The 13,347-nt window shown below is 71.4% G+C and carries 14 protein-coding genes; 6 read left to right on the top strand and 8 right to left on the bottom strand.

What is annotated here, in order from left to right; genetic code table 11:
* Positions 1-24 precede the first annotated feature (24 nt).
* Positions 25-306 carry a helix-turn-helix domain-containing protein gene (locus KY498_RS05825; protein WP_060960029.1) on the bottom strand — a complete coding sequence of 94 codons (282 nt, stop codon included), beginning with the start codon at positions 304-306 and terminating at the stop codon, positions 25-27.
* Positions 307-390: 84 nt separating this feature from the next.
* The gene (locus tag KY498_RS05820; RefSeq protein ID WP_101305951.1) at positions 391-723 is read right to left on the bottom strand and encodes a DUF6907 domain-containing protein; all 333 of its coding nucleotides are present in this window, start codon (positions 721-723) and stop codon (positions 391-393) included.
* A gap of 167 nt (positions 724-890) precedes the next feature.
* On the opposite strand from KY498_RS05820, the gene KY498_RS05815 reads away from it, so the two are divergent.
* The 4 genes from KY498_RS05815 (at position 891) to KY498_RS05800 (ending at position 3,259) form a co-directional block, all read left to right on the top strand.
* Positions 891-1,457 carry an NADPH-dependent FMN reductase gene (locus KY498_RS05815; protein WP_191008287.1) on the top strand — a complete coding sequence of 189 codons (567 nt, stop codon included), beginning with the start codon at positions 891-893 and terminating at the stop codon, positions 1,455-1,457.
* A gap of 181 nt (positions 1,458-1,638) precedes the next feature.
* The gene (locus KY498_RS05810) at positions 1,639-2,232 is read left to right on the top strand and encodes a sulfite oxidase-like oxidoreductase (protein ID WP_060960026.1); all 594 of its coding nucleotides are present in this window, start codon (positions 1,639-1,641) and stop codon (positions 2,230-2,232) included.
* Positions 2,229-2,954 (top strand): FAD-binding oxidoreductase, encoded by a 726-nt coding sequence (locus KY498_RS05805; RefSeq protein ID WP_060960025.1) that lies wholly within the window; start codon positions 2,229-2,231, stop codon positions 2,952-2,954. The genes KY498_RS05810 and KY498_RS05805 overlap by 4 nt, the downstream gene beginning before the upstream one ends.
* A complete protein-coding gene (locus KY498_RS05800) occupies positions 2,951-3,259 on the top strand; it encodes a DUF6510 family protein (RefSeq protein WP_223848888.1) in 309 nt (102 codons plus the stop codon). The genes KY498_RS05805 and KY498_RS05800 overlap by 4 nt, the downstream gene beginning before the upstream one ends.
* A 38-nt stretch (positions 3,260-3,297) precedes the next feature.
* Here the strand turns inward: KY498_RS05800 and KY498_RS05795 are convergent, their stop codons facing one another.
* Together KY498_RS05795 and KY498_RS05790 are read right to left on the bottom strand one after the other, a co-directional pair.
* Positions 3,298-4,887 (bottom strand): AMP-binding protein, encoded by a 1,590-nt coding sequence (locus KY498_RS05795; protein WP_101307188.1) that lies wholly within the window; start codon positions 4,885-4,887, stop codon positions 3,298-3,300.
* A gap of 205 nt (positions 4,888-5,092) precedes the next feature.
* Positions 5,093-6,175, bottom strand: coding sequence for a Glu/Leu/Phe/Val dehydrogenase family protein (locus KY498_RS05790; RefSeq protein ID WP_101305954.1), 1,083 nt, complete (start codon positions 6,173-6,175; stop codon positions 5,093-5,095).
* 348 nt (positions 6,176-6,523) lie between these two features.
* Here KY498_RS05790 and KY498_RS05785 point away from each other — a divergent pair, with 348 nt between their 5' ends.
* Positions 6,524-7,375, top strand: a complete 852-nt coding sequence (locus tag KY498_RS05785; protein ID WP_223848889.1) for an endonuclease domain-containing protein — start codon at positions 6,524-6,526, stop codon at positions 7,373-7,375.
* 192 nt (positions 7,376-7,567) lie between these two features.
* A complete protein-coding gene (locus KY498_RS05780) occupies positions 7,568-8,044 on the top strand; it encodes a YbaK/EbsC family protein (RefSeq protein ID WP_101307190.1) in 477 nt (158 codons plus the stop codon).
* Between the two features lie 6 nt (positions 8,045-8,050).
* Here the strand turns inward: KY498_RS05780 and KY498_RS05775 are convergent, their stop codons facing one another.
* The 4 genes from KY498_RS05775 to KY498_RS05760 are packed head-to-tail and all read right to left on the bottom strand — an operon-like array spanning position 8,051 to position 13,279.
* A complete protein-coding gene (locus KY498_RS05775; RefSeq protein ID WP_191008288.1) occupies positions 8,051-9,946 on the bottom strand; it encodes a glycogen debranching N-terminal domain-containing protein in 1,896 nt (631 codons plus the stop codon).
* On the bottom strand, positions 9,943-10,848 hold the full coding sequence (locus KY498_RS05770) for a carbohydrate ABC transporter permease (protein WP_060960020.1): 906 nt from the start codon (positions 10,846-10,848) through the stop codon (positions 9,943-9,945). The genes KY498_RS05775 and KY498_RS05770 overlap by 4 nt, the downstream gene beginning before the upstream one ends.
* Positions 10,845-12,017, bottom strand: coding sequence for a carbohydrate ABC transporter permease (locus KY498_RS05765; RefSeq protein ID WP_223848890.1), 1,173 nt, complete (start codon positions 12,015-12,017; stop codon positions 10,845-10,847). Before KY498_RS05765 ends, KY498_RS05770 begins: the two co-directional genes overlap by 4 nt.
* A 2-nt stretch (positions 12,018-12,019) precedes the next feature.
* Positions 12,020-13,279 carry an extracellular solute-binding protein gene (locus KY498_RS05760; RefSeq protein ID WP_191008289.1) on the bottom strand — a complete coding sequence of 420 codons (1,260 nt, stop codon included), beginning with the start codon at positions 13,277-13,279 and terminating at the stop codon, positions 12,020-12,022.
* Between the last annotated feature and the right edge of the window lie 68 nt (positions 13,280-13,347).

The following is a 13,347-nucleotide window of genomic DNA, read 5'->3' as shown; positions in this document are numbered from 1 at the left end:
GTCGCCGCAGCCCCGGGGCGGGCGCTAGCGAGTGGGCTGCGCGGGCAGCGGCGGGAGCAGTTCCTGCATGTCGACCTCGAGCGCATGGCAGAGAGCCACGATCGTCGCCAGTCGAGGATTCGTCGCAGGCCCGCCCTTCGTCGTGCTCCCGCGCTCGTACTGCTGGTAGGCGTAGAGGGAGATCTCGGCGCGTTCGGCCATCTGATCCTGCGTCAGTCCACGGAGGGCGCGGAGGCGACGCAACTGCATTCCCAGGTCTCGCGCGAACGTCGCCCACTCGGGGGACGAGGCGAGGCCGGAACTCATTCCTCAAGCGTGGAAGGGATAAGAGTTGGTGGGAACCAATTTAAATCGGTGAAATTCTGGGATACCCTAGGGCGCCTTCCGTCGTCAGGGCGCCAGTCGCGCCAAGAGGGCGCCGAGCTCCGCGTGAAGCCGTGCAGCGCTCTCCGGGGTGAGCTCGATCTGGCGCGTCTCGGTGGCGATCGCGACCCAGGTCTCGCGGTCTGCCAGGTAGCGCACCGCGAGGACGCAGGCCTCCTCGGAGATCGCATCCCGTCGCAGCTCACCTCCGGGGAGGAAGCGGCGCCGGAGGCTCGTCACCGGCATCCACCGCGGCTCCGACTGGTGTCGACGGTCGTCGGGCAGGTCGTGGAGGGCGTGGTCTTCCACACACCACGGCGGGCAGGCCTCCGCGGTCGGCTCCGGTCGCTCGGTCGTCATGGCGCCCCTTTCGGTTCCGGCAGGGCACAGGCCGTCGGGTCCATTGAACGACATGCCTCCGACATGCGGGGTCGCGCTCGTCCCGACGGCACCGCCGTGGCGTCCGCATGCGGCAAGAGTCGATAGGATTCATTCAGTTGAATCCAATCCGGAAGGGCACTCTCGCCATGACCACCTACAACGTCGGCATCATCATCGGCAGCATCTCGTCGACCTCGATCAACCGCCGCCTCGCGAACGCGCTCGTGCGCCTCTCCCCCCAGGCCGGCCTGTCGCTCACGGAGCTTCCCATCGCGGGCCTGCCGTTCTACTCGGCGGACAACGACGCGGCCATCCCCGCCGCGGCCGCGGAGTTCAAGACGTCGATCGAGGGTTCGGACGCCGTCATCATCGTGACGCCCGAGTACAACCGCTCGGTGCCCGGTGTCCTGAAGAACGCGCTCGACACGGCCAGCCGCCCGTGGGGCCAGAACAGCTTCGCCGGCAAGCCGTCCGCCGTCATCGGCGCCTCGATCGGGGCGATCGGCACCGCCGTCGCGCAGCAGCACCTGCGCTCGATCCTCTCGTTCCTCGCCTCGCCCGAGCTGTCGCAGCCCGAGGCGTACATCCACCTGCGCGACGGCCTCATCACCGACGAGGGCGAGGTCACCGACGAGTCGACGGCCGAGTTCCTCGTGTCGTGGCTGAAGGCCGTGCACACGCACATCGCGAAGTCGCTCAGCCCCGTCGAGTGATCTGACGGTCGCGCCCACCGCGCGTCGTGACGAACGGCGCCCGCCCACCCGGCGGGCGCCGTTCGCCGTCTCGCGCCGTCGACACGCGCCGTCCCGCCCGCGGCCGCGCAGCGGCGGATCGACGACAGATGTCGATGCCGTGGGCGCCGCCGCCGGAGTAGATTGCCCCCGGGAGGTCACCATGGCAGAGTTCAGCAGAGGCTTCGGGGCACGCCGTCGCGCATCGGAGCCGCAGCTTCCACCCGGGCAGTACCTGACCGACGATTTCCCCGTGCTCTCGGCGGGCCCGACGCCGCGGGTGAGCACCCAGGAGTGGGAGTTCAGCATCGTGACCGAGTCCGGGGAGCGGACGTCGTGGTCGTGGCAGGAGTTGATGGCGCTGCCGGTGGAGGACATCCGCACCGACATCCACTGCGTCACCCGCTGGTCCAAGCTCGGCACCCACTGGCGCGGCGTCTCGCTCGACACCCTCCTCTCCGGCATCGAGACGACAGCACCCTCGGCGATGGCCCACTCCTACGGCGGCTACACCACGAACGTGCCGCTCGACGAGCTTCGCGGAGGAAAGGCGTGGGTCGCCGTCGAGTTCGAGGGCGAGCAGCTCGCCCCCGAGCACGGCGGGCCGGCCCGGCTGCTCGTGCCCCACCTCTACTTCTGGAAGAGCGCGAAATGGGTGCGCGGACTCGTCCTCCAGGAGCACGACGATCCCGGGTTCTGGGAGCAGAACGGCTACAACCTCCACGGCGACCCCTGGCGGGAGGAACGGTACTGGTGAGCGCCCCCGGCTGGCTCGCCGCACACGTCGCCGCGGTCGCCCCGCTCACCGCGCATTCGCGTTCGCTCCTGCTCGACGTGCCCGGGTGGCCCGGGAACCTCGCCGGCCAGCACCTGGACGTGCGGCTGACCGCCGAAGACGGGTACCAGGCGGAGCGCTCCTACTCCGTGGCGAGCGTCGGGACCGGCACCACGGTGGAGCTCGCGGTCGACGAGATCGTCGACGGCGAGGTCTCGCCGTACCTGGTCCGCGACATCCGCCCCGGAGACTTCCTGGAGGTCAAGGGACCGCTCGGCGCCTATTTCGTCTGGCGCGGCGACGAGCCCGCACCCGTGCAGCTCATCGCGGGAGGATCCGGCATCGTCCCCCTTCTGGCGATGGTGCGCGCGCACGCGGCATCCGCGAACGAGGCGCCGTTCCGACTGCTCTACTCGACGAGGAGCCCGGCCGACGCGATGTACGCCGACGATCTCCTGCGGCTGAGCGGCCCTCTCCTCGCGATCGACTGGGTCTACACCCGCGCGACGCCCGACGGGTGGCCCCGGCCCGCCGGAAGGGTCCGCCTCGACGAGCTCGCGCAGCGGTGCGTGCCGCCGGAGCAGCGCCCGCTGGTCTACGTCTGCGGCCCGACCGCCTTCGTCGAGACGGTCGCAGACGCCCTCGTGCAGATCGGGCACGCTCCGCAACGCGTGCGGACCGAGCGATTCGGAGGCGCAGCATGACCACGCACGACCACGACGACACGTCGACGGACGCCCACCGGACCGCCACGATGGTCGACGGCAACGCGCTCGCGGGCATGCTCTCGGCCGTCTTCGCCGACGACGCCACGGTGCTCACCCTCGAGTGCGGACACTGCGCAGACGCGCGTCCGTTGGCGCAGGCCCGGGTGGAGCGCGACGCGCAGGTCGCGATCGTGCGCTGTCGCGGCTGCACGCACACCCTGATGTCGGTCTCGACGGCCGGCGGCACCGTCGAGATCCGCCTCGCGGCGCTCGCCGCGATCCGGACGGCACCGTCGGCGTAGCCGCGCCGTCACGGGCGCGGCGCGGCATTCGGTGCGGCTCAGGCCGCCCGCTCGCGCGAGCGCAGGTCTTTGCGCAGGATCTTGCCCGACGTCGACTTCGGGATCGCCTCCACGAACTCCACGCGGCGGACCTTCTTGTGCGGTGCGACGTTCTCCGCGACGAAGGCCATGACCTCCTCCGCCGTCAGTCCGGAGTCGGGCGCCGAGACGATGAACGCCTTCGGGATCTCCTGCTTGTCGTCGTCGAGCACTCCGATGACCGCGGCATCCATGATCTTCGGGTGCCCCAGCAGTAGCGCCTCCAGCTCGGCGGGGGCGATCTGATAGCCCTTGTACTTGATCAGCTCCTTCACCCGGTCGACGATCGAGAAGTAGCCGCCCTCGTGGTAGACCGCGACATCGCCCGTGTGCAGGAAGCCCTCGGCGTCGAGCGTCTCCGCCGTGGCCTGGGGCTGGTTGAGGTAGCCGAGCATCACGTTGGGCCCCTTCACCCACAGCTCGCCCGGACGCGTGCGCCCGTCCTCCTCGATCGCCGTGATCTCCTCGCCGGTCTCGGTGTCGACCAGCTTGCACACGATGTTGGGCAGGATCGTGCCCACCGAGCTCACCGGGATGTCGTCGCGCGTGTACGGCATCGCGTGTGAGACCGGGCTCAGCTCGCTCATGCCGTAGCCCTGCATCATGCGCGCGTGGAGGCGGCGCCCCGCGATCTCGGCCGTCTCGCCGTCGAGCGGAGCCGCGCCGGAGAACACTGTGTGCACCGTCGAGATGTCGAACTCGTCGACGATCGGGTGTTTGGCCAGCGCGACCGCGATCGGCGGGGCGATGTAGAGGTAGGTGCAGCCGTAGGTCTGGATGTTGGTGAGGAACTGCACGAGGTCGAACCGCGGCATGGTGACCAGCGTCGCGCGCTGCTTCAGCGCGAGGTTCAACAGCACCGTCATGCCGTAGATGTGGAAGAACGGCAGCACCGCGAGCACGCGGTCGGTGTTCTTCAGATCGATGTTGATGCGGCATTGCGCGACGTTCGCGACGAGGTTGCGGTGGCTGAGCATCACCCCTTTGGGGATGCCGGTGGTTCCCGACGAGTAGGGGAGGACCGCCACGTGCGTCGCCGGGTCGATCTCGATCTGCGGCGCCGGACGTCCCTCGCCCAGCAGCTGGCGAAGGTCGGGGTGGCCCTCGGCGCCGTCCAGCACCACGACGCGCTCGACGGGGATGCCGGTGGCCTCCGCGGCCTGCTGCGCCGCGGGCAGCAGCGGCGAGACCGTGAACAGCCACGTCGCGCCCGCGTCGCGCAGCTGTTTCTCGATCTCGCCGGCCGTGTACAGCGAGTTGATCGTCGTCACGGTCGCGCCGGCGCGGAGAGCGCCGTGGAAGACCGTCGCGAACGCCGGGACGTTCGGGCAGAGCAGCCCCACGACCGTCGAGGCGTCCACGCCGCGCGCCGCCAGCGCGCCCGCGAAGGCGTCCACCTGTGCCTTGAGGGCGCCGTACGTCGTCTCGGCCCCGCCGGCGGGATCGATCAGCGCGATGCGCGCGGCATCCTCGTCGGTGAGCCCGGCGAACAGGTCGTCGTAGATGCTGACGTCCGGGATCTCGACATCGGGGAAGGGGCTGGTGAACACGGCGGTCTCCTTCGACGGCACGGCGATCCCCGGCGACGCTGCCGGGTGCGTCCATCATGCCACTGGAGCGGGCGGATCCGACACGCGGTCTCTCGGAGGAAGAGACCGCGTGCCATGGGTGCCCGCGTAGCAGGGGTGCCCGCGTGGCAGGGGTGCCCGGGTGCCCGGGTGCCCCTCGTGCCGAGCGGCGCCCGGACGGCGGCCGTCAGGCGAAGACGTCCGCGTGCTGGGCGCTGCGGCCGGCGGCGAGACGCTCCGCGGCCCGCTCCTCCGCGGCATCCAGCGGCGTGATGCCGCGCGCCGCGGCATCCGCGAAGATCGCCCGCACGGTGTCGCCGATGGCGCTCACCCGGTCCATGATCTCGGCGCGGGAGCCGAGCCGCTTGGCCTCCAGGTCGAGATAGACGACGCCGCCCGCGTTGACGACGAAGTCGGGGGCGTAGAGGATGCCGCGAGCGGCCAGTCGATCCGCCCCGGAGCGATCCGCGAGGGGGTTGTTCGCCGGGCCGCAGACGGCGCGGGCCGACAGCCGATCGATGACCTCGTCGTCGAGGAGGCCGCCGATGCCGGCGGGGACGAAGACGTCGGCCTCGATGAGGTGCTCCGTACCGGGCTCGACCCAGCGGGCCCCCAGCTCGGTCGCCAGGTCGCGCTTGGCGGGGTTGACGTCGGTCACCGTGAGCTGCGCGCCCTCGGCGCTCAGGCGCACGGCCAGACGGCTGCCGACCTGTCCGAGCCCGGAGACGGTGATGCGGCGTCCGGCGACATCGGGGGAGCCCGCGACCTGCTCGAGGGTGGCGCGCAGCGACTCGTAGACGCCCAGGCTCGTCGGACCGGCCGGCTCGCCGGAGCCGCCCACCGCGTCGGGCAATCCGACGACGTGGGAGGTGCGTTCGCTGACGACCAGCATGTCGTCGGTCGTCGAACCGACATCCTCCGCGGTGCGGTAGCGGCCGTCGAAGCGCTCGACGGCGTCGCCGAGGTCGAGGTAGGCGGCGCGGCGGCGACCCGCATCGAGCACCGTGCCGGGCGGCACGCAGATCACGGACTTCCCGCCCCCGGCATCCAAGCCCGCCGCAGCGTTCTTGAGCGTCATCGCGGCGGAGAGGCGGAGGGCGTCGCCGACGGCGTCGCTCCAGTGGGGGTAGGTCCACATCCGGGCCCCGCCGAGGGCGGAACCGAGGACCGAGGAGTGCAGCGCGACGGTGATGACCAGACCGCTGCGCGGGCCCGTCGTCACCTCCACGCGCTCGTGGGAGAAGTCGGGCAGGGGCAGGGTGTGCGTCATCGCATCCTCTTTCGGCTGGCCTTGTGGGCTGTGCTCTGCGGATGCCGCGGCGTTACGGCATCCGTCACCTATTGTGCCCCGAGCCGCGCCGTTGCGGGCCGACGCGGCCGCGTGCCGGAGGGCGCGGCCCGCGCCGTGACGTACGTCGGATCCGCGCGGCGGTGGGCCGCGCCAGGGCGTGGCAGCCGGGCTCGCGGTCCGAAAATCCGGCGTTCGTCACGGGCGGACGGGCGGACGATCCGACCCGCGGCGGCGAGGGCTCCTCCCCAGTGCGGCCCTGAGTCGGGCTCTCCACCGGCTTCCCCGCCCGCGGTCCACCCCACGACGGCGAGCCGCCACGATCGGCGGATGGGAGAAGAGGCGAACGCGGGCGCGGGTCACGTGTCGTGGCCCGTGGTGTCGCGGGCCGAGCTGTACGCGGAGGGGTGGACGTGGCGCCGGATCGAGCAGGCCGTCGCCGCGGGGTCGCTCTGCCGCGCCCGGAGGGACGCGTACCTGCCCGGAGAGGTCGACGCGCAGACGCGTGCCGCCGCCGAGGTCGGCGGTCAGCTGACCTGCCTGTCCGAGCTCGCCCGCCGCGGGGTCTTCGTGCTCGCCACCGGCGGGCTGCACGTCCGCGTGCATCCGCGGCGGGGACGGCGTCGGCCGGTGCACCCGGATGCGCGCGTCCACTGGTCGGGCGACGGTCTGCGGCGCACGGCGAATGCGCCTCTCGTGGAGGCCCTGGCGGCGGCAGCGCGGTGCCAGGGACCGATGGAGACGATCGCCTCGCTGGATTCGGCGCTTCATCGCCGTCTCATCGACGAGGACGACCTGGCCGAGATCTTCCGGATGCTGCCCCGTCGCTACCGCGCGCTCCGGGCGTTTCTCGACCGATCGGCGGAGGCGGGCAGCGAGAGCATCGTGCGCATCCTGCTGCGCAAGATGGGGTGCCGCGTCGAATGCCAGGTTCAGATCGCCGGCGTCGGGCGGGTCGATCTGCTCGTCGACGGCTGGCTGATCGTCGAGTGCGACAGTGAGGCGCACCACGCGAGCTGGGCGCAGCAGAAGGAGGACCGCCGCCGGGATCAGGCCGCCGCGGCCCTCGGGTACGTCACCTACCGGCCGATCGCCGAGGACATCTTCTGGCACCGCGACCGCGTGCTTGCGGCAGTTCGGGGGCTCCGCGGCTCGACGCGCGCCGCGCGCCGGCACGGATGAGGCGGGCGACGGTGCGCGGGTGATCGCGGCGGTGACGATCGTCGGAGAAGCCGGGCGAGCGGCGGCCCGTCGCTCGTCGTCGCGCGACCGGCCGCGCAGAACTCCGACGCTCGTCACGCCCGGCCGACGGCAGCGGGCGGCGGTGGACCGGCGTGCCGGCGACCGCCGGCTCGCCGCCGCTACGCTCGTGCCATGACGGAGAACCTCTCACCGCGCAGCCGCATCGTCCACGACGCCCTCCGCGCCGCCGGCGTCTCGGGCGAGATCATCACGCTCCCGGATGCCGCGTCCACCGCCGCGCTCGCCGCCGCCGCCCTCGGCATCGAGGTCGGAGCCATCGCCAACAGCTTGGTGTTCTGGTCGGACGGCGAGCCGCTCCTGGTGATGACCAGCGGCGCCCACCGCGTCGACACGGCGGCGCTCGCGGCGCGCCTCGGGCGCCGGAGCATCGTGCGAGCGACGCCGGAGCAGGTGCGCGCGGCCACGGGGCAGGCCATCGGCGGCGTCGCTCCGACCGGCCACCCCGCGCCGCTGCCCACCGTCGTCGACGAGGCGCTCGCCGCCTTCGACGAGATCTGGGCCGCGGGCGGAACGCCCCACACCGTCTTCCCCCTGACCTTCGACGAGCTCGTCCGCCTCACCGGTGGCACGGTCAGCGCTGTCGACTGAGCGCGCTCAGTCCGCGCGGAGCACCTCCCACGCCGTGACGGCCGCCGCCGCCGTCCACGCCTGCGGGCGGCACGCGGCGGGGTACGGTGCGGGCGCCGACACCTCGTCCGCCCCGTCGCCGGCATACAGCTCGGGCACGCGGTAGGAGAAGGCCTCCGCGCCGGCGAGCATCTCGGCCACGACTCGGCGCGCGTGGTCGTGCAGACCCGCGCGCGCCATGGCGCGCGCGACGATCGCCGTGTCGTGGATCCACACGCTTCCGCCGTGATAGCTGAGCGGCCAGTAGCCGCCGGCATCGGTCGATAGCGTGCGGATGCCGAAACCGGACGACATCCGCGGGTCGACGAGCAGGTCGGCGACGGCCTTCTCCTCGTCGGGGTGGAGGATGCCGGTGCCGAGGAGGTGGCCGATGTTCGAGGTCAGTGTGTCGACCGGTCGGCCGTCGCGGTCGAGGGCGATCGCGGGGAAGCGTCCGGACGGCGTGGTCACCCAGAAGCGCGCGGCGAAGCGGCGCTTGAGCCCCGCGGCCCAGTCCCGCAGCTCCCCGCCGCCCGGACGCCCGAACCGGTCGAGGAGTGCGGCCCCGCCGAGCGCCGCCTCGTAGGCGTAGCCCTGCACCTCGCACAGCGCGATCGGGCCGTTCGCGAGCGTGCCGTCCTGCCACTGGATGGAGTCGCCGGAATCCTTCCAGCCCTGGTTCGACAGTCCGTGGCCCGTCTCGTCGACGTATTCGAGGAAGCCCGATCGCTCCGCGGACGCGACGATCCAGCCGAGCGCGCTCTCCAGGGCGGGCAGCAGGCTCTCGACCTCGGCGGCCGGCAGCTGCGCGGCCGCATCGGCCAGGAGGGTGACCCAGAGCGCCGTCGCGTCGACGGTGCCGTAGTACAGCGGCGGCAGCACGATGCCCTCCCCGGGCATCGACAGCGTGGACGCGCGCAGCTCGTGCATGATCTTCCCGGGCTGCTGCGCGGTGGCGGGGTCGTCCCGCGTGCCCTGCAGTCGCGCCAGGACGCGCAGCGTGGAGGCCGCGACGGTCGCATCCACGGGCAGCATGAGGCGCGCCGCCCACAGCGAGTCCCGGCCGAACAGGGTGAAGAACCAGGGTGCGCCGGCCGCGAAGAACTCGTCGTCGGGGGCGTCGGGGAGCGCGAGGCGGAGGGCACGGAGGTCGTCGAGCGCGCGGTCGAGCCAGCGCTGGAGCCGGGGGTCGGCTCCCGCGGGGGCGATCGGACGCGGCCACGGCGCGGGAGTCCGGGCGCCGCGGACCACGAGTGAGCGGTCGTCGAGGCGCGCGGTCCACGACACGCTCGCCGCGTCGCGTCCCTCGCCGTCGAGGTCCCAGACCAGCGTGATCTCTCCGCCGTCGGCGAGGTCGATCGCCGCCTCCGGAGCGTCGATCTCGAGCGTCGCTCCGCCCCGCCGGGCGGTGACACCGGCCTCGGTGACGGTGGGGTCGCCGGGATCGCCCGTCGGCGTGCCCGCCTTGACCTCCTGCAGCGCGCCGATGTCGATGCCGATGCGCACGCGCAGGCGGACGCGCACGGGCTTCTCGAGGTGAGTGCACACGGTCAGCGTCTCGGACATCGTGCCGTCGGCCACCCGGCGCTCGCGCACGAGGCGCACCTTCGGGTCGGGGCTGGGGTCGTCGACGCCGCGGAGGAGCGCGTCGATGCGGACGTGCCCGGCGCCGACGATGTCGGTCGCGACGTGCTCCGGGGCGAGATAGGTCCCGTCCGCGGCGGCGTAGTCGACGCGGAGCGTCCGGACGAAACGCGTGTCGCCGTGGTAGATGCCGTCGATGACGGCGGATCCCATGTCGCCGTCACGGCCCGACCAGGCCTGCGTGGGCGCCGTCAGCGCCACGATCCGGTCGGAGAGGAATGGCTGCAAGCCGGCCGTCATCCCTTCACTGCTCCTTCGCTGGTGTTCATGATCTTCTTCTGGAAGAGGAAGAAGATCACGGCGACGGGGATCGTCATGATCGCCGCGGCCGCGAGTTTGAGGGGGTACTGCGTGCCCTGACTGAGCTGGCCCGACGCGAGCGAGGCGACGCCCTTGGTCAGCGTGGTCAGCTCGGGCGACTGGGTCGACACGATGAAGTGGCTCAGCTCGTTCCACGATCCCTGGAACGACAGGATCACGATCGTGATCAGGGCGGGTCGTGCCATCGGAAGCACGATCGACCAGAACACGCGAAAGGTGCCGGCGCCGTCGATGCGCGCCTGCTCCTCGACCGAGTCGGGGATCGACTCGAAGAAGTTCTTCATGATGAACACGCCTGCCGCGTCGACGAGCAGCGGCAGGATCATGCCCGCGTACGAGTCGTAGAGGCCGAGCTGGTTGAGCACGAGGAACTTGGGGATGAGGAGCACGACCGTCGGCACCGCCATCACGGCCACGACGAGCGCGAACACGACCCCGCGTCCCCGGAAGCGCAGGCGGGCCAGTGCGTAGCCCGCCAGCGAGACGAAGAACACGCGCCCGACCGTCACGCAGACGGTGACCACGGCCGAGTTCGCGAACCAGAGCGGGAAGTCGCTGTGCAGGAACAGCCGCTCGTACGCCGCCGTCGAGAAGGTGGCGGGGATGAGCGAGATCGGGTCCGCCGCGGCATCCGGCTCGGTCTTGAACGAGGTGGCGACCTGCACGAGGAACGGGTAGATGTACACGATCGCCAGCGCGGCGAGCATGCCGTAGAGCAGCACCTGCCCCGTCACGCTGCGCGGCGTCAGCCGTCGGCGTCGGCGCGGCGGCGGTGCGGATGCCGCGGCCTGCACCTCCACGGTTGTCAGCGTGGTGGTCATGATCGGGCCTCCTTCGAGGACGAGGACGAGGACGAGGCCGCACCGGATGCCGAGGCTGCGCGCGACTGGTAGGCGCGGATGCGCCGCTTCGAGACGGGCCGGTCCCGCAGCACCCAGCGCTGGAGGAGCGTGAAGGCGATGATGATCAGGAAGAGGATGAACGCGATCGCGGCGCCCACGCCCCAGTCCTGGTTCTGGAAGGCCGAGGTGTACGAGAGGTAGGCGGGCGTCACGGTCGTCTTGGCCGGGCCGCCCTGGGTTCCGGTGTAGATCTGATCGAACACCTGCCAGCAGCCGATCAGGCCGAGCGTGATCACGGTGAACAGCGTCGGGCGCAGCTGCGGGAGCGTGATGTGCCAGAAGCGCTGCCAGCCGTTCGCGCCGTCCATCATGCCGGCCTCGGTGAGCTCGAATCCGATGTTCTGCAGCGCCGCGATGAACAGCAGCATGAAGGTGCCGCTGGTCGTGAAAACCGCCATGAGGACGAACGCGGACATCGCGACGGACGGGCCGGACAGCCAGTCCCACCACGAGACGCCGAGGAGGCCGCTGCCGGTGAGCGCGTCGGGTCCGTTCGACACGCCCAGCGCGCCGAGGGCGACGTGGACGATGCCGCGCGGGTCGTTGAACCAGTTGGGGGCGGCGAGCCCGATCGCCGACAGGATCTGGTTGACGGGACCCGCGAAGGAGAAGAGGAACAGCCACAGCACGGTGATGGCGACCGAGCTCGTCACCGACGGGAAGTAGAACGCGGTGCGGAAGAAGCCGCGACCGCGCAGGATCCGGCGGCTGACGAGAACGGCCAGGAACAGCGACAGCACGGTCTGGAGCGGGACGACGAGCAGCACGTACCACGCGTTGTTGCGCAGCGCCGTGCCGAAGTCGCGTTCGGCGAGCCCGCCGCCGGTGGTGATGGCGGCGTAGTTGTCCAGGCCGACGAAGCCGACGGAGGGGGAGAGGGGGCTGCCGCGCCCCGACCAGTCCGAGAAGCTGACCCAGAGCGCCATCAGCACGGGGACGAGCAGGAAGACGCCGAGGATCAGGATGACGGGCGACACGAACAGCCAGCCCGCGCCGGCCTCGCCGCGGCGGATTCCGCGCGAGCGCGGATGCCGGGGCGAGACCGGACGCGGGGGCGTCGCGACCGGAGCGACGGGAGCGGCGGACATGATCAGCCGACGACGGCCTCGAGGTTGGACTGCACCGAGTCGAGGATCTTCTTCGGGTCGCCCGTCTTCAGCGACTCGAGCTGCGCGTTGAAGTCCTTGATGACGTCGGCGGCGCCCTTGTTGGTGGGAACGCCTTGCGCATAGTCGGCGCCGTCGAGGAACGCGACGAGCGAGGGGTTGTCGCTCTTCCAGGTCTCGGCGGCGGACTGCACCGACGGCATCGGGCCGAACGCCTTCGAGAACGCGAGCTGCTGCTCGGCGCTCGTCAGGTACTCGACGAGGTCGAGCGCGGCCTTCTGGTTGGGGCTGTCGGCGGCCATGCCCCAGCAGTTGGTGAACTGCAGGGTGCCCTTGCCGGCGCTGCCGGCGGGCAGCTCCACGACCTTGGCCTTCACGTCGGGGTAGTCGCCGAGGGCACCCGTGATCCAGTTACCCTCGATCGTCATGGCGCCCAGCTGCTTGCCGAACGCCTCACCGCCCCAGCCGGCGCCCACGTCGGAGGCGTACGCGAAGGTGCCGTCCTGCAGGTGCTGCTGCACGTAGGTGAGCGCGGCCACGTTGGCGTCGCTGTTCGCCTCGGCGGTCGTGCCGTCCTCCGAGACGAGCCGTCCGCCGGCCTGGGCCATGAAGGCGCCGAGGCGGGCGTACTCGCCGCCGAAGACGAGTCCCTTCGTGGTGCCGTTCGTGAGCTTCGCGGCGACCTCTGCGAGCTGGTCCCACGTGGTCGGAATGTCGGCGTCGGTCAGTCCCGCCTGCGTCCACAGGTTCTCGTTGATGACGAGCTGCAGCGTGGAGAAGTCCTTGGGGGCGCAGTAGAACGTGTCGTCGACGGTGAAGTTCTTCACGAGCGACGGGTAGAAGTCGTCCTTGTTGCTCAGCTGGTCGCCGTAGGCCTTGAGCGACCCGTTGCTCGCGAAGCCCGCGAGCTGGTCGGTGCTGAGGTAGAAGAGGTCCGGCGGCGAGCCGGCGGCGAAGCCCTGGGACAGCTGCTGGGCGAGGTCGGTGGCGGCCACCACCGACGCGGACACGCCGGACGACGACGACCAGGCGGCCACAGCATCCTGCACCGCCGTGGTCTCGGCGTCGCCGGACGAGCCGATCATGATGGTCAAGGGCTTGTCGGACGAGGTCAGGTCGCCCGCGCTCGGCGAGCCGGCCGATCCCGACCCGCTGAATCCCTGGCCGCAGCCGGTCAGCAGCAGGCTCGTGGCAACGGCCAGGCCTCCCGCCGCGAGCAGCGTCCGTGCTGTCTGTCGCTTCATCGCATCTCCTTCGATCGCGTGGCCTGCGCCTTCCGGCGCGGCCTCATGGTGCCATCCCGGTGTCGGAA

Source organism: Microbacterium sp. PAMC21962, from assembly GCF_019443465.1.
GTDB lineage: Bacteria > Actinomycetota > Actinomycetes > Actinomycetales > Microbacteriaceae > Microbacterium > Microbacterium hominis.
This window is presented reverse-complemented; position numbering and strand designations above follow the sequence as displayed.

What these genes read in the sequence shown, in the direction of transcription:
- KY498_RS05825 (WP_060960029.1), bottom strand. Translation starts at nt 306, where the DNA reads ATGAGTTCCGGCCTCGCCTCGTCCCCCGAGTGGGCGACGTTCGCGCGA.
- KY498_RS05760 (WP_191008289.1), bottom strand. Translation starts at nt 13,279, where the DNA reads ATGAAGCGACAGACAGCACGGACGCTGCTCGCGGCGGGAGGCCTGGCC.
- KY498_RS05820 (WP_101305951.1), bottom strand. Translation starts at nt 723, where the DNA reads ATGACGACCGAGCGACCGGAGCCGACCGCGGAGGCCTGCCCGCCGTGG.
- KY498_RS05800 (WP_223848888.1), top strand. Translation starts at nt 2,951, where the DNA reads ATGACCACGCACGACCACGACGACACGTCGACGGACGCCCACCGGACC.
- KY498_RS05765 (WP_223848890.1), bottom strand. Translation starts at nt 12,017, where the DNA reads ATGTCCGCCGCTCCCGTCGCTCCGGTCGCGACGCCCCCGCGTCCGGTC.
- KY498_RS05770 (WP_060960020.1), bottom strand. Translation starts at nt 10,848, where the DNA reads ATGACCACCACGCTGACAACCGTGGAGGTGCAGGCCGCGGCATCCGCA.
- KY498_RS05790 (WP_101305954.1), bottom strand. Translation starts at nt 6,175, where the DNA reads ATGACGCACACCCTGCCCCTGCCCGACTTCTCCCACGAGCGCGTGGAG.
- KY498_RS05775 (WP_191008288.1), bottom strand. Translation starts at nt 9,946, where the DNA reads ATGACGGCCGGCTTGCAGCCATTCCTCTCCGACCGGATCGTGGCGCTG.
- KY498_RS05815 (WP_191008287.1), top strand. Translation starts at nt 891, where the DNA reads ATGACCACCTACAACGTCGGCATCATCATCGGCAGCATCTCGTCGACC.
- KY498_RS05785 (WP_223848889.1), top strand. Translation starts at nt 6,524, where the DNA reads ATGGGAGAAGAGGCGAACGCGGGCGCGGGTCACGTGTCGTGGCCCGTG.
- KY498_RS05810 (WP_060960026.1), top strand. Translation starts at nt 1,639, where the DNA reads ATGGCAGAGTTCAGCAGAGGCTTCGGGGCACGCCGTCGCGCATCGGAG.
- KY498_RS05780 (WP_101307190.1), top strand. Translation starts at nt 7,568, where the DNA reads ATGACGGAGAACCTCTCACCGCGCAGCCGCATCGTCCACGACGCCCTC.